Below are 24,727 nucleotides of genomic sequence, written 5' to 3'. Positions count from 1 at the left end.
CCGGCCCGTTCTCAGGTGCGGTAGGCGTAGTAGTACGCGTTCGGGTACGACGCGACGAGGCTCGCCACCGACCTGCGGAGGGTGTTGTTGGAGTGGTAGGTCACGTACGGCACACCGCCGCTCTTGTACGTGACGATCATCGTGTGGTCCTTGGACCCGTCCCGGTCGAAGTCCATCTGGAGGACGTCGCCGACCTCGAGCTGGAAGACGTTGGCGAGCGGCTTGGTCCGCTTGGAGTTCTGGGCGAACCAGGACCACTCGTTGACACCGACGAAGGAGTCGGACTGGATGTCGGCGTTGCCGAACCACTTGGTGTAGTCGTACACGTAGCCGGGGGCGTGCTTCCAGCCGCCCGCCTTCAGGGACTGGCTGACGAAGTTGGTGCAGTCGCCGCCGGCGCCGTGACCGCTGAAGTCCGGGTAGTCCTTGTTGTAGACGTTCCAGTACTTCTCGGCGTAGGCCGCCATGGCCTTGTAGTCGTACGTCGTAGCGGTCTTCGGGGCGGCGGCCGGGTTGCGGGTGATCGCCGCGCGCGGGGCGTTCGGCGTCGTGTTGTCGGCGGCGGTGGTCGCCTTGACGGGGGCCGGCTTGGAGAGCGTGTTCACCGCGAGACCGCCCTGCTCGGTGTCGCGGACGCCGGTCAGCCGCCAGTCGCCCTGCCGGTCGGCCTTGAAGGTCAGCTCGTGCCGGGCCTGGAATCCGGTGGTCTTCGGCGCGTTGCCGCGGGCCCCGGCGTAGGTCAGGGTCGTGGTCTCGGTGACGTCCGCCTTGGCCGTACGGCCCGTCACCCGCGTGGCGTTCAGGGTGACGGTGGTGCTGGCCTTGCCGTACGTCTCGCCGGCCTTCGCCAGCCTCTCCTTGCGCTGCCCCAGTTCGGACAGGGTGGCGTCCTCGGTGCGGGCCGTGCCGGAGGACAGGGCGACGTCGCCGGAGAAGCCGTCGGTCAGCGGCTTGTCCGCGCCGGCCCGCCCGCCGTCGACCAGGGCGTTGGTGCGGTCGGTGAAGACCGCGTCCGCCAGCCGCTGGAAAGTGGCCTTGGTCCGCGCGTCCACCGTCGGATCGTCGACGACCGCCGCGCCCGCGCTCCAGTTGGGCAGCAGGGCGACTCCGGCGACGACCGAGGTCGCCGCGGCCCCGAGTATCGTGACGCGCCGTCGCGTCCCGCTCAATTTCCGTGATTTCACTGGTGTTTCCCCTCTTGCCCCGGCCAAAGGGTTGCCGGGGTAGGAGATCTTTGCATGGAGTGTGTGGCTGCTGTGAAGGGTGTTGCCGCCGTTACTTTGGCGTGATCACTTCACGACCGTCGGCCAGTCGGGCGACTGCGCCGGGTCCAGGCCGCGCAGCCGCTGGAGGGTCCCGGGCTTCTGCACGTCGAGCCAGTCGGCCAGTTCCCGGAAGGACACGCACTTGACGTCCTTCCTGGTGCACATGTCCTTGACGACCTGGTCGACGGCCCGCATGTAGATGCCGCCGTTCCAGTCCTCGAAGTGGTTGCCGATGAACAGCGGGGCCCGGCTGCCGTAGTACACGCGGTTGAAGCCGGACATGTAGGAGGCGACGGTCTGCTGTTCCCACTCGGGGTACTTCGCCGGGTCGCCCTCGGTCTCGCCCTCGGACTGGTTGTAGAGGAAGTTGAAGTCCATCGAGAGGCCCTGGTACTTGCCGCCCTCGTACGGGAGCATCTGCAACGGGAAATCCCAGATGCCGTTCTTCTTGGCGGGCCATATCTGGAAGTCGCCGGCGGAGCTGGCGTCGTAGCGCCACTTGTAGTCCTTGGCGGCCTTCAGCAGGTTCTTCTGGCCCTCCAGGCAGGGCGCACGGCCGCCGGTGACCTCCTTCCTGATGTCGAACGGCAGCGGGTCGACGTCCTGGAAGCCGGTGTTGGTCTTCCACTTCTCGGTGAACGCGTAGAACTGGTCGATCTCGCTCTTCCACTCCGCGACGCTCCAGTCGCCGCCGCCCTTCTTGCCGCAGAAGTGGCCGTTGAAGTGCGTGCCGATCTCGTTGCCGTCCCGCCACGCCTTGCCGAGTTGCTCCAGTGTGGTGCGGATGTGCTCGTCGGTGGCGAAGCTGATCGCCGCCGAGCCCTTGGCGTGCTGGGGCGGGGAGTACAGCTCCTTCCTGGCCTTGGGCAGCAGGTAGATGCCGGTGAGGAAGAAGGTCATGTGGGCGTCGTACTCCTCGGCCAGCTCCCGGTAGTGCGAGAAGAGCGCGTCGTCGCCCTGCAACGCGCCGTCCCAGGAGAAGACCACGAACTGGGGCGGCTTCTCCCCCGGCTTGAGCGGCACCGGCTTCAACTGCCCCTTCTGCGGGCCGGTGTAGGAGGTGGAGCCGTCCCCCAGGACCTTCGTCTTGCCGTCCCAGCGCGGCTCCTGGTGCGGCTTCGGGGAGGTTCCCTTGCGGGCTCCGGAGGAGGCGGTCGGGGTGGTGGTGTCCGAGCGGGTCAGGGCCAGATAGCCCGCGACCAGGGACGCGACGACGAGGAGCGCCGCGAGGGTCAGGACCCCCGGGGGCGTGGTGCGGCGGGGTGCGCGGGGTCGGCGGCGGCGGCCGGACGGCTGTTTCATGCGCGGCTCATTCTGCGAGGGGGGAGAGAGTGGGGGGGGGTGTGCGGTACCGGGCTCGGGGGTCAGCCGATGCCGCGGGCACCGGACCAGATGCGGTACGGGACGCTGTCGCCGACCGAGCCCGCGATCCCGTCCAGCGGCAGCGGTTCGAGGCTCTTGGTGAGGTCGATGCGGTAGGCGACCACCGCCGTCGACACGGAGTTGGCCGTGCCGACGTACCAGGCGGCGGTGTCGTTCTGCGTGGTGCCGGCCTTGCCTGCCACCGTGGCGGTCGTGACCGCCCCCGGGCGGGCCGTGCGGAAGGCGTCCGTGAGGGCGGACTGGACCGCCCCGGCCACGCTCGCCTTCATCGCACGACGGGACCCGGGCTTGGTGAGCGGGACCCCGGAGCCGTTGCGGGTGATCCGGGCCACCGAGTACGGCTCGACGTGCTTGCCCGCGGCGGCGAACGTGGCGTATCCGCTCGCCATGCGGATCGCGCTGGGCGTGGCACTGCCCAGGGACATCGCGGGCACCTGCGGGCCGAAGCTGGAGGGGAGCAGGCCCGCCCGCTGGGCGGTGTCCCGCACCGTGTCCAGGCCGGTGTCCATGCCGAGCTGCATGAACGGCGTGTTCACCGACAGGGCGAGCGCCCGGCCCAGGCCGATCCGCCCGTAGGACTTCCCGCCGTCGTTGTGGGAGGTGACCTGTTTGCCGCCGCGGTCCCAGTAGGGGCCCTCGGGTGTCCTGACGGCGATGCCGTCGTCCCCGTCGTACAGCGTCTGGGGGGTGACCTCGGCTGCGGCGCCGTCGCGGGTCGTGTGCACACCGTGCTCCAGGGCGGCGGCGTAGACGAACGGCAGGAAGGCCGAACCGGCGGGGACGGTGGTCGCGTTCGACTCGTTGTAGCCCTGCTCACGGTGGTCGGGGCCGCCGTGGACGGCGAGGATGCGCCCGTCGGTGGCCACCGAGGAGGCGCCGAAGTGCAGGGACTTCGCCTTGGCCGGGTCGTCCTTGCGCGCCTTCTTGCGGGCCTCGTCCACGGCGTCGGTGAGCGCGGTCTCCTGCTTGCGGTCGAAGGTCGTGTAGATCTGGTAGCCGCCGAGGTCGAACTCCCTGGCCGAGAGGTGCGCCGCCTTCTTGGCGTACTGGGCGGCCAGTTCCACGAGGTAGTCGCTCTGCTTGCCGGTGTCGAACCCGGGCGCCCGCTTCAGCGGCTCGGGGAACTCCTTGTAGCGGGCCCGCTCGGCCTTCGAGAGAGCGCCTGTTTCGACCATGCGGTCGAGGATCCAGGACCAGCGCTCCACCGCCCGGTCGTGGTTGGCCTGGCTCACGGCCGGATCGTAGAGGGCGGCGCCCTTGAGGAGTGAGGCGAGGAAGGCGGCCTCGCCGGCGTCGAGTTCACCGACGTCCTTGCCGTAGTAGGCCTGGGCGGCGCGCTGGATGCCGTAGGTGCCGCGGCCGAACCAGCTCGTGTTGAGGTAGCCCTCGAGGATGTCGTCCTTGCTCATCCCGTTGTCGAGCTTGAGGGCGAGCATGGCCTCGGTGAACTTGCGGCCGACCGAACGGTCCTGGTTGAGGTAGACGTTCTTGACGTACTGCTGGGTGATGGTGGAGCCGCCCTGGGTCTCCCCCTGGCCGAGGGTGCGCCACACGGCGCGGGTGAGGCCGCTGAAGGATATGCCGGGGTCGCTGTAGAAGCTCGCGTTCTCCGCCGCCAGCACGGCCCCGCGGACGTCCTCGGGTATGTCCTTCAGGGGCATCGCCTGCCGCCGCACCCAGCCGGTGCGGGCCATGGGCGTCCCGTCGGACCAGAAGTAGACGTTGTCCTGCTGGGTGGCGTACGAGTTGAGGTTCTCCGGTATGTCGGTGGCGGCGTAGGCGGAGCCCAGGAGGACGACGGTCAGACCGGTGAACGTCAGCGCGGCACCGAGCCATTGCCGCCAGGAGGGCGCCCAGCGCTGCCAGCCGGTGCGGTCGGCGTGCGGGTAACAGGGCCGCAGACGGCGGGTGTCGGAGACGATGCGGGTGACTATTCGGGCCGGCCCCGGGGCCACGGCCTGCAGACGGGACAGGGGGGAGGGCCGGGGAGCTCTGCGCCGGCGGCGCGATCTGTCCGGTGCGCTCCCGTCCTTCGCCGCGCCGGACGCCGTGTCCACCCGGTCGGTCGAGGCCGCCCCGACGACGCGCAACATCATGGTCTCGTCCGCCTGCACGGAGTCGGGGACCTTCAACTGCATGGTCTCGTCCGGTTCCCGCCCAGCCTTCGACACGGCTGCGTCTCCCTCCCGCTTACGGTGGTGCTCGCGCGGAAGGGCTTGGCTGCAGTGGTCGACGGCAGCGATCCCTCGTCATCCCCCGCCTGTACGGCTCCTCGCGCGTTCGAAAGTTATCAGCGGCCTTTACAGGTCCTCCACACCGGTACGGCAACAATGGCCGGACGGGTTCGCGAAAGGCGGCATTTACGTCGGCCCGGATTAATCTGTCCTCATGCCTCGCTACGACTATCGCTGCCGGACCTGCGGCGACACCTTCGAACTCAGCCGTCCCATGGCCGAGTCGTCCGACCCCGCGGCCTGCCCCTCGGGCCATGACGACACGGTCAAACTCCTCTCCACGGTCGCGGTCGGCGGCTCCGCCTCCGCCCCGGCGTCCGCGCCCCGCGCGAGCGGCGGCGGTGGGGGCGGCTGCTGCGGAGGCGGCTGCTGCGGCTGACGCCTCCCGGGCTTCCTCAGGAACCCTTCAGCTTCGGTTTCCTAGCGTGGTGGCATGACAGCCATCGCAGCGGACGCCGGGCCGCAGTGGGTCAACGACCTGATGGACGCGCTGGGCGCGCCGGGAGCCGGTCTCGCCATCGCCCTGGAGAACCTGTTCCCGCCGCTGCCCAGCGAGGTGATCCTGCCGCTGGCCGGGTTCGCCGCGAGCAGCGGCCGGATGAGCCTGCTCGCCGTCCTGCTGTGGACGACGGCCGGCTCGGTGATCGGCGCGCTCGCGTTGTACGGGGTCGGCGCGCTGCTCGGCCGTGACCGGACGGTGGCGATCGCGGCCCGGCTGCCGCTGGTGAAGGTCTCGGACATCGAGAAGACCGAGGCCTGGTTCCTGAAGCACGGCACCAAGGCCGTGTTCTTCGGCCGGATGATCCCGATCTTCCGCAGCCTGATCTCGGTGCCGGCGGGCGTCGAGCGCATGCGCCTGCCCGTGTTCCTGGGACTGACCACCCTGGGCAGCGCCATCTGGAACACGGTGTTCGTCCTCGCGGGCTACTTCCTCGGCGCGAACTGGCACCAGGTCTCGGACATCGTCTCCACGTACTCGAAGGTGGTCCTGGCCGTGGCGGCGGTGGCGGTGGTGGCCTTCGTGGGAGTCCGGCTCCTGCGACGCCCCAAGGTGGCGCGCCCCAAAGGGGCGCGGGGAACTGCGCGACAAGCCACCGACACGCCGCACCCGCACGACGACCAGGACACCCGAGTCCTCAGGCGCCCGGCTCAGGCCCAGCGCCAGCGCCCCGTACTGCCCCCAGAAACTCCCTCAGGATCCGCTCCCCGGCGAGGACACCCCGGTCGGGAAGCGCCCTGAGCGAGGGAGCCGTGAACCCGGTGTCGGCCAGCTCCCCGTGCCCCGGCCGCCAGCCCCGGTCGGCCGCGAGGAGCAGGTCGGCGTCGAGCAGGGAGTCACCCGCGGCGAGCGTGAGATCGGCACCGGTCCGCCGCGCGACCTCCCGCATCGCCGCGCTCTTGGTGAGCGGCTTGGGAACGGCGTAGATCTTGCGGCCCTGGAGGGACACGGTCCAGCCGCGGTTCTCCGCCCACACCGCGAGTTCCTTCACCCAGTCCTCGTCGAGCAGCTCGCGCTCGACGACGAGATAGGCGAAGAGGTCGTCGGCAACGCGGTGCTTGCGCACCCAGACCGGATCGGCGGCCCTCAGCAGGTGCTCCTGCACCTCGGCCAGCGGTGCGCACTGGTCGGCCAGCCGTGCGGTGACCTGCGCGTGCCAGTCGGGGTCGGAGACACCGTCGACCAGGAGATGCCCGCCGTTCGCGCAGATCGCGTACGTGGGCTCCGGGCCCGGCAGGTTGATGCGCTGGTACTGCTTGCGCGTCCGGGTCGTCGTCGGCACGAACACGGCCGCGTCGCCCAGGTCGGTGAGGAGCTGCGCCGCCGTCTCCGTCATGTACGACAGCGGCTTGCTCTCGTGCACCTCCACGCACAGCAGCCGGGGCGCCCGCGCGTCCGGCATGGTGAGCGCCAGGGCGGCGGCGGAGTAGATCAGGGTGCGATCGAGGTCGCTCGCGACGAGGACGGGCATCAGACCGACACCGCCTTGCCGTCGGCGCCGGTCGCGCCCCGGGTGTACTTGGGGTGGATCAGGCCGACGCAGGTGTAGGGCAGTCCGTCGACCTCCTCCACGGGCACGCCGCGTTGCTCGGCCAGCAGGCGCACGTGGTCGAGGTCGCTGCCCGCCCCGGCGCGCGCCAGCACCTTCCAGGGCACGCGGCGCAGCATGACCCGGGTGGTCTCGCCGACGCCGGGCTTGACGAGGTTCACGTCGTGGATGGCGTACTCCTCGCTGATGCGCTCGACGGCGGCCCAGCCCTCCCAGGTGGGTGAGCGGTCGGTCGCGAGCAGTTCCTTGGCCTGGGCGCAGGCGGCGTCGGCGACCTCGGGGAAGCGGGCGGACACGGCGTCCAGGAAGGCCACCGAGACGTCGGTGCCGGCGAGTTCGCGGTAGAACTTCGCGCCGTGGAAGTCGTCCGGACCGACCAGGTCCGCGCGCAGCACGGTGCGCGAGATCAGGCCGGAGACGGTGGAGTTGAGGCAGGCGGAGGGGATGAGGAAGTCCTCGCGGGTGCCGTAGGTCCGGACGCAGGAGCCCGGGTCGGCCAGGACGGCGATCTCGGGGTCGAAGCCGGTGATGCCGTCGGACTCCTCGAACTCCTCCAGGGCCTTGGCGAGTTCCCGGGTGATGGCGCCCTTGCCGGTCCAGCCGTCGACGAAGACGACGTCCCGGGGGTCGTGGTGCCGGGCGAGCCAGCGCAGCGCGTTGGCGTCGATGCCGCGGCCGCGGACGATCGACACGGCGTAGTGCGGCAGGTCGAGGCCGTGCCGGTGCTGGGCCCAGCGGCGCATGAGGATGCCGACGGGGGTACCGGCGCGAGCCAGGGAGACCAGCACGGGGCGCGGGGACCGCTCGGCGAGGACCGTCTCGGTGACGACGCCGACCGCCTGGGCGATACGGACCGCCGAGTCCTCCAGCGCGGCGTGGAACAGCTCCTGGTACTGCTCGCTCGGCTGGTACTCCACGGGCAGTGACTCCGCGTAGTGCGCGCCGCCGCTCTGGATCGCCTCCTCGCGCTCCTCGGTCGGCGCCTCCAGTGTCACGTCCGAGAGGTCCTGGAGCAGCCAGCCGACCTCCTCGGGCGCGTACGAGGAGAAGGCGGGGCCGCGGAGGGGCTCGGGCAGCATGGAGGGCCTTTCGGGGGCGTACGACGGTATGACGGCGAGCAGGACCCTCGGCGTGTGCGCGGCGAGGCGGGCCAGCAGACCGTCGGGCGCGTGCAGCGCGGGGGTGTCCCCGGCCGAGTCGACCACCGCGACGACGGCGTCGAATCCGGCGCCGGCGACGTTGTAGGCGTACCGCTCGCCGGGGCCGTCGGCGGGGTCGTCGTGGGCGGGGAAGGCGAGGCGGGTGCGTATCGCGTAGCCGGGGTCGTCGACGGCCAGGACGGGTGAGCGGGTGGTGGTGGAGTAGCGGACCTCGATGTCCGTCACACGTTCCAGCTCCCGGGCCAGCCTGAGCGGCGTGTACATCAGCTCTTCGAAGCCGAGGATGTGCACGCGGCGGGCGTTGTGAGGCAGGGCCTCGGCGATCCTGGCCGTCATCGCGGGCAGGGCGGCCTCCAGCCGGGCGCGGTGAGCGGGCGTGAACCCGTGCCGGGCACCGTCCGGCAGGCCGGCGGGCCATTGCAGGTCGATGCGGTCGCAGTCCGGCTGCGGGTGGGTGGGGGCTGGTCGCGCAGTTCCCCGCGCCCCTAGGGGGTCGGCCTCCTGGTCGGCTTCGACGGCAACGCCGCTGTTCGGGGGCGCGGGGAACTGCGCGCGCGGCCCCGACGGCGCCGCACCCGCCGACGCAGAAGAAGCAAACCCCTCGTGCCGCGCCACCAGCTCCTGCCCCTTCTCCAGCACCCCCTCGGGCAGCCGCACAGTCCCCGAAGCCGCTGCCACGAGATCCACCCGCGCACCGATCTCACGGGCGAATTCCTCCAGCCGGCCGGCGTCCGCCGCGGACCGCATGTCCACCAGCGCCACCACGACATACCGCCGCCGCGGATACCGCTGATGAAGATCGCGCACGGTGTTCAGCACCGTGTTCCCCGTGGAGAACTCGTCGTCGACCAGGACCAGCGGCCCGTCACCGCCGAGCAGCGCGGGGTTCTCCGGCAGCAGCAGGTGCGAGGTCGCGTGGGAGTGGGCCTCCTCGAAGCCTCCGGCCGCCGCGACACCGGCGACCGGGCGGCGGGTGGAGTGCAGGTAGGGGGCGAGACCCAGCCCGTCGGCGACGGAGTGGCCGAGACCCGTCGCGGTCTCCGCGTAGCCGAGGACGACGGCCCTGCCCGCCTCCTCCGCGCCCAGCAGCTCCCGCACCCGGCGCCCGAGCTCGACGCCGTAGCCGTAGACGACGGACGGCGACTGCGGCACATGCTTGCCGAGCACGTTCGACACCAGCAGATGGGCCCGCTTGGGGTTGCGGCGCAGCGCCAGCCCCAGCAGGCCGGTCAGCGGGTCCTCGCCGACGAGCTCGACGCCGAGCCGCTCGGCGACCCAGCTGCCGGACCAGACGCGGTCGCCCTCGTCGCACACCTGATGCTCCCCCTCGTTCACTGCCTTCTCAGCCTTCTCCATGGATCCCTTGCGTCGTGCCGTCAGCCCGGCAGACCCGCCGCCAGCAGTTCCACGAAGCCGATGTCCTGGTTCGCCACGCCGAAAACCTCGGCCCGCAGCAGGGTCCGCTCGGCCCAGGCCCGGTGCGGCTTCACCTCGTTCATCTTGTTCGTGTACGCCGATCTCAGCACACCCCCGCCACCGCGCTCGGGCCGCAGGATGTCCTGGGCGTCCGAGAACTCCTCGTGACTGACGACCGACAGGGCGTGCACCGGCAGCACGTGCGAGGGGTGGATGCAGGTCTTGCCCAGCAGGCCGTTGGCATGGTCCAGGGAGATCTCCCTCAGCAGGCCGTCCATGGCGTGCTCAATCAGCTTCTCGCGCAGTTCCGCGGCCTGCACCTCAAGGAAGGGGCTCTGCCGCAGCTGCGGCTTGAACATGCGCTCCTGGACCCGGAAGTACTCCCACACGGGCCCGGTCACGGTGAAGCCGGTCCCGTCGGCGCGGCCCAGCATGTTCACCACGTCGGCGATCACGGAGGCGACGATCTGCACGTCGTAGGCCGTCATGTCGGGGCCCCGGCGCAGCCCGTAGGAGGAGCAGAAGTCCGTCACGCCGAGGCGCAGGGCGAGGACCCGCTCGCGGTACTTGTCGATCGCCCGGGAGATGCCCTCCAGGGTCTCCACGCGCGACTCCCGGTAGAGCAGTTCCGGGGACTCCAGCACGGGCATGGCGAAAAGGCGACGGCCGCTTTCGGCCTCGGCGATGGCCAGGGCCTCCAGGAAGGGGATGCCGCGTTCCTCGGTGAACTTGGGCAGGACGAATCCGGACAGCTGCCGGACGGCGGGGCCGAGGCGGCGCACCAGGTCGGGTATCTGCTCGGGGGTACGGACCCGGATGAACAGCAGCGGCAGATCGGCGTCCGGGAGGTCGTCCAGGGCCGTCAGCTGACGGACGAGGTTCTCCTCGCCGGGGCCGACGTCCGCGTCGTCGATCGAGTCCTCCAGGCACAGCACCATCGACACCACGCCCCGCCCGGCCTGCTTGAGGACGTCGTCGGCGAGGCGTGGCCTGGTGGCCGGGCTGTACAGCGTGGCGCCCAGGGCGGCCGCGAGCAGCCGGGCCGGGGAGTCCGGGGTGAACACGCCCGGCTCGCGGAAGAAGAGACGCTTCCGCACCTCAGGGGCGACGTGCCCGAAATGACGCATGAAACTCCCCCGTGGTGGTTGTGCGACCTGCGAATCGACGAAAGGTGGCCGGTAATAGTACGTAGAAGTCCGTGTCAGAGGTTCCCATCAGGCATGAACTTCAGGTAACGCGGGCAATCACAGCCAGTACCCCGTCATGACGACGGTAGTCCCCGACGGCCGTCGGCGCCGCTCGTGACCGCGGCCCCCCGCGTTGTCGTGAGCAGGACCGAGCAGGCAGGATGACCGCATGACGCACGCGATGCTGAAGGGGTCGAACGTCCCGCTGGAAGCCACCACGGTGCGCGCCGTGCTGCGCTGGACGCCCGGGCAGGGGGTTCCGGACGTCGACGCCTCCGCGCTGCTCCTCGGCCCCGACGGCCGTGTGCGCTCCGACGAGGACTTCGTCTTCTACAACCAGCCCCGGCACCCGGCCGGAAAGGTGTGGCGGCTCGGCAAGAAGCGGGTCGCCGAGGGCCTGACCGACACGATCCAGACAGAGCTCACCGGTGTCGAGTCGGAGGTCGGCCGGATTCTGCTCGTCGCATCGGCTGACGGCGTGACGTTCGACCGGGTGCAGGCTCTGCGCATCCTGCTGTACGACGCCGCGGACACCGGCGCGGAGGCGCTGGCGTACTTCGACGTCAAGCCGGAGACGGGCGAGGAGACCGCGCTGATCTGCGGAGAGCTGTACCGGCGCGGGGAGGGCTGGAAGTTCCGGGCGCTCGGCGAGGGCTATTCGAACGGGCTGAAGGGGCTCGCGACCGACTTCGGCATCTCGGTCGACGAGTCGGAGGGGCTGGAGGAGGCGACCACGACGGTCCCCGCTCCTCCCACCACGAACACGCCCGCGCAGCCGACGACCGCCGGCCCCGCACAGCAGTCTCCCGAGGTCTCCCTGCCGCTGCCCCCGGAGCAGCCGACAGCGGCGCCCGCGCAGCCCGGGTACGGCTACCCGCAGCAGCCGCCGACGACGCAGCCGGCCTACGGCTACCCGCAGCCCACCGGCCGGCCCGCGTACGGCTACCCTCAGGCGCCGGCCGCGGCGGGCGCCGCGGGGGCCCAGACCGGCTACGGCTACCCGCCGCCGGTCACGGCGGTCCCCGACCCCGACTTCCGGCTGCCCCCGCAGGGCCCGCAGTTCATCGGGCGCTAGGTATATTGACCCGCAGGGTTGTTGACGCGGGTGATGGGTGGCTGGCCCTGCGCACGGCCGCGAAGCGGGTCGCACCGGGGCCGCGCGGTCAGCGGTCGACCTTGGTCTTGTAGCCGCGCCCCCACTGCAGTCCCCACCCGTACAACCGGTCGAGCTCGGCCTGGAAGCCGTAGACGAACTTCGCCTCGCGGCGGACGACGATCTCGTCCTTCACCTTCTCGATCATGACGACGGCGCAGGAGCGGGCCTGCGGCTGACGTTCGTCGAGGTGGACCTCGATGCGGGGGCCGCTGCTCGGGTACAGGGTGACGCTGGCGTGCGTGCGGTCGAAGGCGGGTGTCTGGTCGTAGATGTAGACGAAGACCAGCAGCCGCTTGATGCTGTCGCGGTGGTCGAGGTTGATGTACATCGTCTCGCCGGACCCGGAGCCGAACCGGTCGTCGCCGCTGAGCTTGACGTACGGTGCGGCGTTGACGTCGCCGTAGTAGCCGCCGAGGGGCTGGACGACGCCCTTGCTGCCGTCCTGGAGTTCGTAGAGGCAGCCGAGGTCGAGGTCGACGTTGACCATGCTCTGGCTGTGGCCGACGACCTCGGGGGGCTTGAGCGCCCGGAAGGGATGGCGCAGCAGGCTCTCGCGCTGGGAACCGCCGATGTCGGACGTGCGCATCCGCCAGCTGAGGTTGACGCGCAGGTGGCCGGTGGCCGCGCCCTGCTTGGTGAGTGATATCTGCGCCCGCCGCTTGGTCAGTTCGATCGCGTTGGTCGACGCGTCGCCCGAGTCGAACTGCACATCGCCGCGCCGGAGTCCGTCGAACAGGCCCATTCCGCCCCCACGTTCACTTGGAGACCGCAGGTCATCGCCGTACCCACGGCCCATGACGACCGAACGGGGCGGCCGCCGAGGAGTCCTCGGTAACCGCCCCGCACAGAGCGTTCCTCACAGAAAGGGGTGTCACACCCCGGACGAGACCTCAGTCTTCTCGTCCGAGCCGGCTTTTCCCTCGGCCGCCGCCAGCGCCTTGTTGCGGCGGACGGAGGACCAGAAGGAGGCGGCGATCAGGACGACGCCGATGAGGCCGGTGATGATCTCGTTGATCTGGTACTGGATGGTGACGAGCAGGAGTACGGCGAGGGCGCCGATGGCGTAGTGCGCGCCGTGCTCCAGGTAGACGTAGTCGTCCAGGGTGCCCTGGCGGACCAGGTAGACCGTCAGCGACCGGACGTACATGGCGCCGATGCCGAGGCCGAGAGCCATCAGGACGATGTCGTTGGTGATGGCGAAGGCGCCGATCACACCGTCGAAGGAGAAGGACGCGTCCAGGACCTCCAGGTAGAGGAACATGAAGAACGCGGCCTTGCCGGCCAGCGCGACGGCGGAACGGGGCTTGCCGGTGCGCTCGGCCTCTTCCTCGGCCTCGTGCTCGCGCTCCTCCTCCTCTTCGAGCTTGTCCTCGAAGTAGCCGGAGAGCCCGCCGACGATCATGTACGTGATCAGACCGGCGATGCCGGCGAGCAGGACCGTCTCCGCCTTGTCGACGTGGGTGCCGCCGTGCTGGTGGGCGTGGGTGGCGACGGTCATCGCCGAGATCAGCAGGACGATCAGCGCGATGCAGACCGACAGCATGTCGACCTTGCCGAGCTTGGCCAGCGGGCGCTCCAGCCAGCCGAGCCACTTGATGTCCCGGTCCTCGAAGATGAAGTCCAGGAAGATCATCAGCAGGAACATGCCACCGAAGGCGGCGATCGACGGGTGGGCGTCGGTCACCAGCTGCTGGTAGCGGTCCTTGTCGTTCAGGGCGAGTTCGACGGCCTTGATCGGGCCCAGCTGGGCGCTGACCGCGACGATCACGACGGGGAAGACCAGTCGCATGCCGAAGACGGCGATCAGGATGCCGACGGTGAGGAAGATCTTCTGCCAGAAGGCATTCATCTTCTTCAGGATCCCGGCGTTGACCACCGCGTTGTCGAAGGACAGCGAGATCTCGAGGACGGACAGGATCGCGACGACGCCGAGCGCGGTCCACCCGCCGAACAGGACCGCCGCGACCAGGCCGAGCGCGGTGACCGCGAACGACCACCCGAAGGTTTTCAGAACCACTGGCTACCCAATCGTGTGTGTACGGGGCTCCCCCGCGCCGTACCCGGCTTTACGAACTTTTGAAGCCGAAGTCTAGTCGTCCCCCCGCGGCACCCCACTGGGCCCCGGATTTTGCTCATAACGCGTTATGAGACGTTGACCCCGAAGTCCAGCGCGATGCCCCGCAGCCCCGACGCGTACCCCTGTCCCACGGCCCTGAACTTCCACTCGCCCTGGTAGCGATAGAGCTCGCCGAAGATCATCGCGGTCTCCGTGGAGGCGTCCTCGCTGAGGTCGTAGCGGGCGAGCTCCTGGCCGTCGGCCTGGTTCACCACGCGGATGAAGGCGTTGCTGACCTGGCCGAACGTCTGGCCGCGCTCGTCGGCCATGTGGATCGAGACGGGGAAGACGATCTTGTCGCACTGCGGCGGCACCTTGGGCAGGTCGATCAGAAGCGACTCGTCGTCGCCGTCGCCCTCGCCGGTGAGGTTGTCACCGGTGTGCTCGACCGAGCCGTCCGGGCTCTTGAGCTGGTTGTAGAAGACGAACCACTCGTCCCCGAGCACGCGCCCGCTGCTGCACATCAGGGCGCTGGCGTCGAGGTCGAAGGGCGCTCCGGTGGTGGAGCGCGCGTCCCAGCCGAGCCCGACCATCACCTGAGTGAGGTTCGGCGCGGCCTTGGACAGGGAGACATTGCCCCCCTTGGCGAGCGTGACGCCCATGATGCTGTCCCTCCCCTTGGGGCCACAGGCCCGGTGGTGTCACTGAGGTGGTCCTGCACGTCCGGCGCCGCACGTAAACCGTGCGGCGCCGGACAGGAAGACCTTTCGGGCCCCGTCGCCGGGGCCCTTCAGGTGGTTCAGACGTTCACGCCGAAGTCCTGCGCGATGCCGCGCAGGCCCGAGGCGTAGCCCTGGCCGATGGCGCGGAACTTCCACTCCGCGCCGTGCCGGTAGAGCTCACCGAAGACCATGGCGGTCTCGGTGGAGGCGTCCTCGCTCAGGTCGTACCGGGCGATCTCCGCCTCGCCGGCCTGGTTCACCACGCGGATGAACGCGTTGCGGACCTGGCCGAAGGACTGCTGGCGGGTCTCGGCGTCGTAGATGGAGACCGGGAAGACGATCTTCTCGATCTCCGGCGGGACGGTCGCGAGGTTGACCTTGATCTGCTCGTCGTCGCCCTCGCCCTCACCGGTGATGTTGTCACCGGTGTGCTCGACGGAGCCGTCCGGGCTCTTGAGGTTGTTGAAGAAGATGAAGTGCTGGTCGTTGCCGACCTTGCCGGAGTTGTTCAGCAGCAGCGCGCTGGCGTCCAGGTCGAAGTCCGTGCCGGTCGTGGTGCGGACGTCCCACCCCAGACCGATGATGACCGCGGTCAGGCCCGGCGCCTCCTTGCTCAGCGATACGTTGCCGCCCTTGCTGAGGCTGACTCCCACGAGTCCTCCATTGGTGTCCAGGGGCGGATGCCCCGTTGTGCTCGGATGTCGGATCAACGAGTCGATCCTAGTGACGGGTTCCCGCCCCTCGCAGGCCCTGGAGCCCACATTTCAGCGGGTGTCGGGCGCATGCCGCCCGACCGGCGTCACAGGGAGTCGAGCGCCTTCACGTAGTCGCTCAGGTCGCGCGCGTCCGGCAGGCCGTTGACGACGGTCCACCGCACGACGCCCTCCTTGTCGATGACGAAGGTGCCGCGCACGGCGCAGCCCTTGTCCTCGTCGAAGACGCCGTAGGCGCGCGAGACGTTGCCGTGCGGCCAGAAGTCCGACAGCAGCGGGTACTCCAGGCCCTCCTGCTCGCCGAAGACGCGCAGGGTGTGGATGGAGTCGTTGGAGACGGCGAGCAGCTCGGTGTCGCGGTCGGAGAACTGGGGCAGGTTGTCGCGCAGCTCGCACAGCTCGCCGGTGCACACGCCGGTGAAGGCGAAGGGGTAGAAGAGCAGCACCACGTTCTTCCGGCCCCGGAAGTCGGACAGCCGCACGGCCCGGCCGTGGTTGTCCTTGAGCTCGAAGTCGGGGGCCTTCTCGCCGACCTGGATCGCCATCGCTGTGGGTGTCCCTTCGTGGGGCTTTTCGGGTGAGACCACCCTACGCAGACACCGGCACAGGCCGACGGGCGGGCCGACAACGCCGACCCGCCCCGCCGTACGACTAACGCTTGGACTTGGCGGCCTTCGGCGTCGCCAGCCGGCTGCCACTCCAGTCCTTGCCGACGCTGACGCTCTTGGACGCCGTCAGACCCGCCGTGGTGGCGGCTTCCGAGATGTCGCTCGGCTCCACGTACCCCGAACGGCCGGTCTTCGGCGTGAGGAGCAGGATCGCGCCGCCCTCTTCGATGTACGTGGTGGCATCGACCAGCGAGTCCGTCAGGTCGCCGTCGTCGTCACGGAACCACAGCACAACGGCATCGGCCACGTCGTCGTAGTCCTCGTCCACCAGGTCGGCCTCGATGATGCCCTCGATGGCCTTGCGGAGCTCCTGGTCCACGTCGTCGTCGTAGCCGATCTCCTGGACCACCTGCCCGGGCTGGAACCCCAGCCTGGCGGCAGGGTTCGTCCGCTCCTCCGCGTGGTCCGCGGTCGCGCTCACGGGTTGCCTCCTGATCATGTTTTGGGAATAACTCAGCCACGCGCGTGCGCGAAGCATTGGCCGTAGTCCACACGGGCGGGACGGATCGCGCAAGTACCCGGCCGTTCAGACCGCCGAAACGGTGACGATCCTGGCGGTGTCACCGCAACTCCAGGCACACCATCATGCTCCGACGTGACACACACCACACCTTTCTGCCCTGTTTGCGCGTTTGGGAATCGTCTATGGGTACGAGACTCGAAGGTATTCGCCCCATACGTCACGGAGTCGATCTCACGTCTGGGTTACCGCTGGGTAGAGATGACGTTTCCCGGCCCCGAGGTGGACCATGGGAGCGGCGCGCCCCCCAGCGACGACGCCCCGGCGACGACAGCGAAACAGCGGCCCTCGCAGGCCCTCTGACAGGTAAGGAACAGCGTGGCTTCCGCATCCGATCGCAACCCGATCATCATTGGCGGCCTTCCGAGTCAGGTTCCTGACTTCGATCCCGAAGAGACGCAGGAGTGGCTCGACTCCCTCGACGCCGCCGTCGACGAGCGCGGCCGGGAGCGGGCCCGCTATCTGATGCTGCGGCTGATCGAGCGGGCCCGTGAGAAGCGCGTGGCCGTGCCGGAGATGCGCAGCACGGACTACGTCAACACCATCCCCACCAAGAGCGAGCCGTTCTTCCCGGGCAACGAGGAGATCGAGCGCAAGGTCCTCAACGCCACCCGCTGGAACGCGGCGGTGATGGTCTCCCGGGCCCAGCGCCCCGGCATCGGCGTCGGCGGCCACATCGCCACGTTCGCGTCCTCCGCCTCCCTCTACGACGTCGGCTTCAACCACTTCTTCCGCGGCAAGGACGACGGCCTCGGCGGTGACCAGGTCTTCTTCCAGGGGCACGCCTCGCCGGGCATCTACGCCCGCGCGTTCCTGCTGGACCGGCTGAACGAGGGGAACCTGGACGGCTTCCGCCAGGAGAAGTCGAAGGCGCCGCACGGCCTGTCGTCGTACCCGCACCCGCGGCTGATGCCGGACTTCTGGGAGTTCCCGACGGTGTCGATGGGCCTCGGCCCGATCGGCGCGATCTACCAGGCGCGGATGAACCGCTACATGCACGCGCGCGGGATCGCCGACACCTCGAAGTCGCAGGTCTGGGCGTTCCTCGGCGACGGCGAGATGGACGAGCCGGAGTCGCTGGGCCAGCTGTCCATCGCGGCGCGCGAGGGCCTGGACAACCTCACCTTCGTCGTCAACTGCAACCTGCAGCGCCTCGACGGCCCGGTGCGCGGCAACGGCAAGATCATCCAGGAGCTGGAGTCGATCTTCCGCGGGGCCGGCTGGAACGTGATCAAGCTGGTCTGGGACCGCAGCTGGGACCCGCTGCTCGCCCAGGACCGCGACGGCGTGCTGGTCAACAAGATGAACACCACGCCGGACGGACAGTTCCAGACGTACGCCACGGAGACCGGCGCCTACATCCGCGACCACTTCTTCGGTGACGACCACCGGCTGCGGGCGATGGTCGAGGGCATGACCGACGACCAGATCCTGCACCTGGGGCGCGGCGGCCACGACCACAAGAAGATCTTCGCGGCGTACAAGGCGGCCGCGGAGCACAAGGGCCAGCCGACGGTGATCCTCGCCAAGACGATCAAGGGCTGGACGCTGGGCCCGAACTTCGAGGGCCGCAACGCCACGCACCAGATGAAGAAGCTGACGGTCGACGACCTCAAGCGCTTCCGCGACCGTCTGCACCTGCCGATCCCGGACAAGGAGCTGGAGTCCGGCGTGCCGCCGTACTACCACCCGGGCCGGGACTCGGAGGAGATCCAGTACATGCACGACCGCCGCAAGGGTCTGGGCGGTTACGTCCCCACGCGCGTGGTCCGCTCCAAGCCGCTGGCGCTGCCCGAGGACAAGACGTACGCGACCGTGAAGAAGGGCTCGGGTCAGCAGTCCATCGCGACGACCATGGCCTTCGTGAGGCTCCTGAAGGACCTCATGCGGGACAAGGAGATCGGCAAGCGGTTCGTGCTGATCGCGCCGGACGAGTACCGCACGTTCGGCATGGACTCGTTCTTCCCGAGCGCGAAGATCTACAACCCGCTCGGCCAGCAGTACGAGTCGGTCGACCGTGACCTGCTGCTCGCCTACAAGGAGGCGCCGAACGGCCAGATGCTGCACGACGGCATCTCGGAGGCGGGCTGCACGGCGTCGCTGATCGCGGCCGGCTCGGCGTACGCGACCCACGGCGAGCCGCTCATCCCGGTCTACGTCTTCTACTCGATGTTCGGCTTCCAGCGCACCGGCGACCAGTTCTGGCAGATGTCCGACCAGCTGGCGCGCGGCTTCGTCCTGGGCGCGACCGCCGGCCGTACGACGCTGACCGGTGAGGGCCTCCAGCACGCGGACGGCCACTCGCAGCTGCTGGCCTCCACGAACCCGGGCTGCGTCTCCTACGACCCGGCGTTCGGCTTCGAGATCGCGCACATCGTGCAGGACGGCCTGCGCCGGATGTACGGCGGCTCCGAGGAGCACCCGCACGGCGAGGACGTCTTCTACTACCTGACCGTCTACAACGAGCCCATCCAGCACCCGGCCGAGCCCGAGAACGTCGACGTCGACGGCATCCTCAAGGGCCTCCACCGGTTCAGCGAGGGCACGGCCGGCTCGATCCCGGCGCAGATCCTGGCGTCCGGTGTCGCGGTCCCCTGGGCCGTCGAGGCGCAGAAGATCCTGGCCGAGGAGTGGAACGTCAAGGCGGACGTCTGGTCGGCGACCTCCTGGAACGAGCTGCGGCGCGAGGCCGTGGACTGCGAGGAGCACAACCTGCTGCACCCGGAGGAGGAGCAGCGGGTGCCGTACGTGACGCGGAAGCTCGCGGACGCGCAGGGGCCGGTCGTGGCCGTGTCCGACTGGATGCGGTCCGTCCCGGACCAGATCGCGCGCTGGGTGCCGCAGACGTACCAGTCGCTCGGCGCCGACGGCTTCGGCTTCGCGGACACGCGCGGCGCCGCCCGGCGGTTCTTCCACATCGACGCGCAGTCGATCGTGGTGGGGGTGCTGACCGAGCTGGCCCGTGAGGGCAAGGTCGACCGTTCCGTGCTCAAGCAGGCCATCGACCGGTACCAGCTGCTCGACGTGTCGGCGGCCGACCCGGGGGCCGCGGGCGGCGACGCGTAGGACATCCGGCCATTCCCGTGGGGCGGCACCCGAGGGGTGCCGCCCCACGCGTTTCCTACCATGCTTCCATGACGCTCCCGATGACCGCCTCGACCACTCTGGCCCGTTGGGAACGGCGCACCCAAGGCCCGCTGCTGGCGCTGGCCGTGCTCTTCGCGATCGCCTACGCGATACCGATCGTGGCCCCGAGGGCTCCGCAGGACCTGCTCACCGCCTGCCATGTCACCAACTGGGCGGTGTGGGCCGCTTTCGCCGCCGACTATCTGGTCCGCCTGTGGCTGGCCGAGGACCGGCTGCGGTTCGTACGCGGCAATCCGCTGGCGCTGCTGGCCGTGGTGCTGCCCCTGGCGCAGCCGCTGCGGCTGCTGAAGCTGGTATCGATGCTCTTCCTCGCCGGGCAACGGGCGCGGATGGCATCGCAGGTGCGGGTCACCACGTACGTCGCGGGGTCGTGCCTGGGACTGCTCGTCTTCGGTGCGCTGGCCGTGCTCGAGGTGGAACGGGACGAGCCCGGTGCCTCCATTCACACGCTGGGGGACGCGGTCTGGTGGGCGTTCACCACGATGACCACCGTGGGGTACGGGGACATGGCGCCGACCACCGGGCTGGGACGGATGCTCGCGGTCGGGCTGATGCTCTCCGGGATCGCGCTGCTCGGTGTGGTGACGGCGAACATCGCGGCCTGGTTCATCGCCCGGTTCGAGAAGGACGACGTCGAGGAGCGGCGCCAGACCGAGGCGATCCGGGAACTGACCGAGGAGGTGCGGGCGCTGCGGGGGGAGTTGGCGGAGCTCAAGGGGAACCCCGGTGGAGCAATGCACCGGGTGGAGCGATGAGAGGGCCCCCGGCCAGGCGGCCGGGGGCTCTTCCCACATTCTTCACCCGGGTCAGAACATGCCCATGCCCGGTGTGGCCGCTCCGGACAGCCAGATGATGGCCAGGAGCGTGTCGATGGCGCCCAGGACCAGGGCGACGACGGCCGCGGTGGGGCGGGAGCCCGACCACGCGCGGCCCATGGCGAGCCAGCCGCAGACCATCGCGGCGGGACCGAGCACGATCCCCAGCACGAAGAAGCCTGCAACGGCGCAGATGACTCCGATGAGTCCGAGTGTCGCGCGATCCGTCCCGGCCCGTGACCACGTCCGGCCACGTGAGCGGGGGTGCCTGCGCGTGCCGTGTCCGAAGCTCGCCATCATCAACTCCCGTAAACCCTCGATCGGTTGGGGTTCTCTTCGGGTATGACATGACGGGTACCCCGTCGGTGCGCGTTAATCCCGCTGCCTGCGCGCCACCCCCCTCCGGCAGCGCGCCGCAGCGTCCGTCCTCCATGTCCTGCGGAGGACTTGACCCACTGTGACCTGCGGCGCGGGCCGGAGGGGAGGGTTCGGCGGCCGCGTTCACCCTGATGAGGGAACGAACCGCCGGGGACCGTCAGATGTGCGCCGCGCCCGCGCCGGCTTCCGCGTTCTCACCGCGCTTGGTGAGGAACGCGACGAACACGGCCACGGCCGCCACGCCCGCGGCCGTCAGGGAGGCCAGGCTCATGCCGTCGATGAACGTGGTGTGCGCGACTTCGGTGATCTTCGCGGCGATCTGCTCGGGCGTGCCCGGGGGCACCGGGGCGGCCCCCTGCTGGACGCTCAGCGCGGCCTGTTCGGACTGGGCCGGGGTGAGCGGCGGCAGCCCGGCATCCGCCCAGTTGCCGGCGAACTCGCTGTCGACCTTGGACGCCATGACCGCGCCCAGCACGGCCGTACCCAGACTGCCGCCGATCTGCATGGCGGCCTGCTGGAGACCGCCCGCGACGCCCGAGAGCTCCATCGGGGCGTTGCCGACGATGACTTCGGTGGCGCCGACCATGACCGGTGCGAGGCCGAGGCCGAGCAGGGCGAACCATACGGACATGACACCGCTGCCCGTGTGCGCGTCGAGCGTGGACATGCCGTACATGGCGATCGCGGTGAACGCCATGCCGCCCGCCAGCGGGATACGCGGGCCGAGCTTGGTGATCATCACGCCGGCGAGCGGGGAGCCGACGATCATCATGCCGGTGAGCGGCAGCAGGTGCAGACCGGCGTCGATCGGGCTCATCCCGTGCACGTTCTGGAGGTAGAACGTCACGAAGAACAGGCCGCCCATGAAGGCGATGGCCATCAGGACCATGAGGACGACTCCCGCCGACAGCGGGACGGAGCGGAAGAGCGCCAACGGGATCAGCGGCTCCTTCACCTTCGTCTCCCAGACGGCGAAGAGTCCGAAGCCGACGAGCGAAACGATGATGAACGCCCAGGTCTTCAGGTCGCCCCAGCCCCACTCGGGGGCCTTGATCAATGCCCAGACGAGGCAGAACATCGCGGCGGACAGCAGGGCGATGCCCAGGAGGTCGAAGGAGCGCGGGGCGTTCTCGGCACGGTGATCGAGCAGGATCAGCACGCCGAGGACGACGGCGAGGACACCGACCGGCACGTTGATGAAGAACACCGACTGCCAGTTGACGTGCTCGACGAGCACGCCGCCGAGGATCGGGCCGCCCGCGGTCGACGCGCCGATGACCATGCCCCAGATGCCGATCGCCATGTTCAGCTTCTCGGCCGGGAACGTGGCCCGCAGCAGGCCGAGCGCGGCCGGCATCAGCAGCGCGCCGAACAGGCCCTGGAAGACGCGGAAGACGATGACCGCCGTGATGCCCTTGGACAGCCCGATGGCGCACGAGGAGGCGGCGAAGCCCGCCACGCCGATGAGGAAGGTCTGCCGATGACCGAAACGGTCACCGAGCTTGCCGGCGGTGATGAGGGAGACGGCGAGAGCGAGGAAGTAGGCGTTGGTGATCCACTGGAGATCCGACCAGGAGGCCCCCAGGTCCTTGCCTATCGCCGGGTTGGCTATGGCCACGATGGTGCCGTCGAGGGCCACCATCATGACCCCCACAGCGACGGTGATGAGGGTGAGCCAGGGGTGCCCGCGCAGCCCCTTGCCCGGCGTCGCGTCCGAGGGCGAGGCCGGCACCTTGCCCCCCGACCCCGTCGTGTCGATGGTGGTCTGACTAGTCATACCGCGAGGCTAATGACAGCCACTGACAATTGACAAACCAATTCACTAGTCGGTAACTGACACGACATCCCCGTATAGCCTGAACTGCGAGAACACTTCGGATGAGAGGCATGTCTTGAACCTGCGCGAACGCAAGAAACGGCGCACCCGGGACGCACTGCTGCGGGCCGCGCTGGAACTGTTCGCCACGCGCGGGTACGAGGAAACGACCGTCGACGACATCGCCGCCGCCGTGGACGTCTCGCAGCGCACCTTCTTCCGCTACTTCGCCGGCAAGGAGGAGACGGCGTTCTTCGTGCCGCGCCTGGCGGAGACGCTCGTCGTCGAGGCCCTGCGCACCCGCCCGCCGGGCGAGGTGCCGCTGGAGGCGTTGCGCCGGGCCGTGCTGGAGAGCTGGGACGCGATCAACGAGGCCGTAGAGGAGCTCGTGCCGATCGACCTCCACATGCGCGTCTACCGGGTGATCGAGTCCACGCCCGCACTGCTCGCCGCCCATCTGCGGCGCTCGGCGGAGCTGGAGGAGCAGCTCGCCGGCATCATCGCCGAGCGCGAGGGTCTCGACGTGGACGCGGACCCCCGGCCGAGGATCGTCGTGGCCCTCTTCGGCGGGGTGATTCGCGTCACCGAACGGTTGTGGTCCGCGGGGGACGACGTCACCCTCGACGGAATGCGCGAACTCACCACGACATACCTGGATCAAGTGGGTCCCGCACTGGCCGGGAACTGGCGTGCGGAGCAGTCCCCTTAGCCCCTCCACCGAAACGTGATCCCAGTCACTTGGTTAACGCGAGACCCTCTCGTTCTCCTAGTGTGTCCTTTCAGTGACTTCCTTCGACACCTCCCCGCAACTGAACGTCTGGCGCGCACTGCTCGCTCTGGCCGTCGTGTTCGTGATGCTGGCGACCACCGGCTGGACGGCCCTGCGCAACCAGCGGGGCGCCACGCCGCTCCAAGCCTCGCTCTCCGCCTGGGAGCACGGCCGGATCGGCGGGCACAAGCTGCCGGACCCGCAGTCCGAGCCGACGAAGCTCGCCCGCTTCTTCTCCTCGCTCACCGAGCAGGACCGTTCGACCCTGATCCGCACGTACCCGCTCGCGGTGGGCAACATGAACGGCGCGCCGGTCGAGGTGCGCTACCGCGCCAACCATCTCGCGCTCGCCAAGGCGCGCAAGGTCGAGCGGGAACGCATGCACGACGAGCGCCTCACCCCGGCCGGGCAGCACGAGGCGGGCCGCAGGATGCACCGCTTCGAGGACCTCATGGAGCCGGGCCGTCACATCCTGGCGTTCGACCCGGAAGGCTCGGGCCGGGTGGCGGAGGTGTTCGGCAACCTGCGCAGGGCCGAGCGGGTCTCGGTCGTCGTGCCCGGCGTCGACACCAACCTGCTCACCTTCCAGCGCACCGACCGCAAGTACTCCGCGCCCGTCGGCATGGCCAAGTCCCTGTACGCGGCCGAGCGGAAGGTGAGCCCCTCGACCCGTACGGCCGTGATCGCCTGGGCCGACTACACGGCGCCCAGCGGACTCGGTATCGACTCGGCCACGGCGATGCGTGCCGAGGAGGGGGCCGTACGGCTGAACGCCCTCATGCGGGCCCTGCCGGGCGACTCGTCCGTCTCGCTGTTCTGCCACAGCTACGGCTCCGTGGTGTGCGGGGTCGCCGCGCACTCACTGCCGGGCCGGGTGTCCGACATCGCGGTGGCGGGCAGCCCCGGCATGCGGGTCGAGAAGGCCGCCCAGCTGCACACCGGTGCCCGGGTGTGGGCGATGCGGGACTCCGACGACTGGATCCAGGACGTGCCCTACCTGGAGGTCGGCGGGCTGGGCCACGGCGCCGATCCGGTGTCCGCCGGCTTCGGGGCGCGGGTGCTGTCGGCCGAGGGCGCGAAGGGCCACGCGGGCTACTTCGAGCCGGGCACGGCAAGTCTGTTCAATTTCGCAGAGATCGGCGTTGGCGCATACCGCTCGGTGCACTGCGCGCACGAAGACGGCGTCTGCCGTACCGGTTTGTCCGGCACGGCGGCGGCCTGACGCGCGTAGAGGCGAAGAAATTGCGGTCTGCTCGGAAGGGGGACGGAGGAGC

General features: G+C 69.6%; 21 protein-coding genes. 7 read left to right on the top strand and 14 right to left on the bottom strand.

The genetic code is table 11. The features are described from left to right. Positions 1-11: 11 nt before the first annotated feature. The 3 genes from IE153_RS08635 to IE153_RS08625 all read right to left on the bottom strand — a co-directional run bounded on the left by IE153_RS08635 (position 12) and on the right by IE153_RS08625 (position 4,786). On the bottom strand, positions 12-1,169 hold the full coding sequence (locus IE153_RS08635) for an amidase domain-containing protein (RefSeq protein ID WP_229828918.1): 1,158 nt from the start codon (positions 1,167-1,169) through the stop codon (positions 12-14). A 120-nt stretch (positions 1,170-1,289) separates the two neighbouring features. Further along, positions 1,290-2,567, bottom strand: a complete 1,278-nt coding sequence (locus IE153_RS08630; protein WP_189589125.1) for a polysaccharide deacetylase family protein — start codon at positions 2,565-2,567, stop codon at positions 1,290-1,292. Between the two features lie 62 nt (positions 2,568-2,629). Continuing rightward, the gene (locus IE153_RS08625) at positions 2,630-4,786 is read right to left on the bottom strand and encodes a transglycosylase domain-containing protein (protein ID WP_189589277.1); all 2,157 of its coding nucleotides are present in this window, start codon (positions 4,784-4,786) and stop codon (positions 2,630-2,632) included. Between the two features lie 250 nt (positions 4,787-5,036). Between IE153_RS08625 and IE153_RS08620 the strand changes: the two genes are divergently transcribed. Then, complete coding sequence (locus tag IE153_RS08620) at positions 5,037-5,261, top strand: FmdB family zinc ribbon protein (protein WP_189589124.1); 225 nt, start codon at positions 5,037-5,039, stop codon at positions 5,259-5,261. Between the two features lie 54 nt (positions 5,262-5,315). Beyond that, a complete protein-coding gene (locus IE153_RS08615) occupies positions 5,316-6,122 on the top strand; it encodes a DedA family protein (RefSeq protein WP_189589123.1) in 807 nt (268 codons plus the stop codon). Here IE153_RS08615 and IE153_RS08610 read toward each other — a convergent pair. Genes IE153_RS08610 through IE153_RS08600 form a run of 3 tightly spaced genes read right to left on the bottom strand, consistent with a single transcriptional unit; the run spans position 6,019 to position 10,633 of the window. Next, positions 6,019-6,852, bottom strand: coding sequence for an HAD family hydrolase (locus IE153_RS08610; protein WP_189589122.1), 834 nt, complete (start codon positions 6,850-6,852; stop codon positions 6,019-6,021). The two genes, IE153_RS08615 and IE153_RS08610, sit on opposite strands and share 104 nt — an antisense overlap. Continuing rightward, positions 6,852-9,446 (bottom strand): phosphoribosyltransferase, encoded by a 2,595-nt coding sequence (locus IE153_RS08605; protein ID WP_229828916.1) that lies wholly within the window; start codon positions 9,444-9,446, stop codon positions 6,852-6,854. The genes IE153_RS08610 and IE153_RS08605 overlap by 1 nt, the downstream gene beginning before the upstream one ends. A 20-nt stretch (positions 9,447-9,466) precedes the next feature. After that, a complete protein-coding gene (locus IE153_RS08600) occupies positions 9,467-10,633 on the bottom strand; it encodes an HpcH/HpaI aldolase/citrate lyase family protein (RefSeq protein WP_189589121.1) in 1,167 nt (388 codons plus the stop codon). Positions 10,634-10,862: 229 nt separating this feature from the next. Here IE153_RS08600 and IE153_RS08595 point away from each other — a divergent pair, with 229 nt between their 5' ends. Continuing rightward, complete coding sequence (locus IE153_RS08595) at positions 10,863-11,768, top strand: TerD family protein (protein WP_189589120.1); 906 nt, start codon at positions 10,863-10,865, stop codon at positions 11,766-11,768. Positions 11,769-11,856: 88 nt separating this feature from the next. Here IE153_RS08595 and IE153_RS08590 read toward each other — a convergent pair whose 3' ends face one another. The 6 genes from IE153_RS08590 to IE153_RS08565 form a co-directional block, all read right to left on the bottom strand. Continuing rightward, on the bottom strand, positions 11,857-12,591 hold the full coding sequence (locus IE153_RS08590; protein WP_189589119.1) for a TerD family protein: 735 nt from the start codon (positions 12,589-12,591) through the stop codon (positions 11,857-11,859). Positions 12,592-12,720: 129 nt separating this feature from the next. After that, positions 12,721-13,866 (bottom strand): DUF475 domain-containing protein, encoded by a 1,146-nt coding sequence (locus tag IE153_RS08585; protein WP_189589118.1) that lies wholly within the window; start codon positions 13,864-13,866, stop codon positions 12,721-12,723. Positions 13,867-13,991: 125 nt separating this feature from the next. Continuing rightward, a complete protein-coding gene (locus IE153_RS08580; protein WP_030836941.1) occupies positions 13,992-14,567 on the bottom strand; it encodes a TerD family protein in 576 nt (191 codons plus the stop codon). Positions 14,568-14,704: 137 nt separating this feature from the next. Further along, positions 14,705-15,280 carry a TerD family protein gene (locus tag IE153_RS08575; protein WP_030836938.1) on the bottom strand — a complete coding sequence of 192 codons (576 nt, stop codon included), beginning with the start codon at positions 15,278-15,280 and terminating at the stop codon, positions 14,705-14,707. Positions 15,281-15,426: 146 nt separating this feature from the next. Next, positions 15,427-15,885, bottom strand: a complete 459-nt coding sequence (locus tag IE153_RS08570; protein ID WP_189589117.1) for a peroxiredoxin — start codon at positions 15,883-15,885, stop codon at positions 15,427-15,429. A gap of 106 nt (positions 15,886-15,991) precedes the next feature. Further along, a complete protein-coding gene (locus tag IE153_RS08565) occupies positions 15,992-16,429 on the bottom strand; it encodes a DUF3052 domain-containing protein (RefSeq protein ID WP_031104104.1) in 438 nt (145 codons plus the stop codon). 417 nt (positions 16,430-16,846) lie between these two features. Here IE153_RS08565 and aceE point away from each other — a divergent pair, with 417 nt between their 5' ends. Then, positions 16,847-19,594 carry a pyruvate dehydrogenase (acetyl-transferring), homodimeric type gene (gene aceE / locus IE153_RS08560; protein ID WP_189589116.1) on the top strand — a complete coding sequence of 916 codons (2,748 nt, stop codon included), beginning with the start codon at positions 16,847-16,849 and terminating at the stop codon, positions 19,592-19,594. Between the two features lie 68 nt (positions 19,595-19,662). Continuing rightward, entirely contained in the window at positions 19,663-20,430 is a 768-nt protein-coding gene (locus IE153_RS08555) for a potassium channel family protein (RefSeq protein ID WP_229828914.1), read from the top strand. A gap of 51 nt (positions 20,431-20,481) precedes the next feature. Here the strand turns inward: IE153_RS08555 and IE153_RS08550 are convergent, their stop codons facing one another. Together IE153_RS08550 and IE153_RS08545 are read right to left on the bottom strand one after the other, a co-directional pair. Beyond that, entirely contained in the window at positions 20,482-20,790 is a 309-nt protein-coding gene (locus tag IE153_RS08550; RefSeq protein ID WP_104780803.1) for a small hydrophobic protein, read from the bottom strand. Between the two features lie 235 nt (positions 20,791-21,025). Further along, positions 21,026-22,645, bottom strand: coding sequence for an MFS transporter (locus IE153_RS08545; RefSeq protein ID WP_189589115.1), 1,620 nt, complete (start codon positions 22,643-22,645; stop codon positions 21,026-21,028). A 115-nt stretch (positions 22,646-22,760) separates the two neighbouring features. On the opposite strand from IE153_RS08545, the gene IE153_RS08540 reads away from it, so the two are divergent. Next, on the top strand, positions 22,761-23,393 hold the full coding sequence (locus IE153_RS08540) for a TetR family transcriptional regulator (RefSeq protein WP_229828912.1): 633 nt from the start codon (positions 22,761-22,763) through the stop codon (positions 23,391-23,393). 73 nt (positions 23,394-23,466) lie between these two features. After that, positions 23,467-24,675 (top strand): alpha/beta hydrolase, encoded by a 1,209-nt coding sequence (locus tag IE153_RS08535; protein ID WP_189589114.1) that lies wholly within the window; start codon positions 23,467-23,469, stop codon positions 24,673-24,675. The last annotated feature ends 52 nt before the right edge of the window (positions 24,676-24,727 follow it).

Source organism: Streptomyces massasporeus, assembly GCF_014648995.1.
In the GTDB taxonomy this organism is placed as follows: domain Bacteria; phylum Actinomycetota; class Actinomycetes; order Streptomycetales; family Streptomycetaceae; genus Streptomyces; species Streptomyces massasporeus.
The sequence above is the reverse complement of the archived record's forward strand: the minus strand, read 5'-3'. Positions and strand labels throughout refer to the sequence as shown.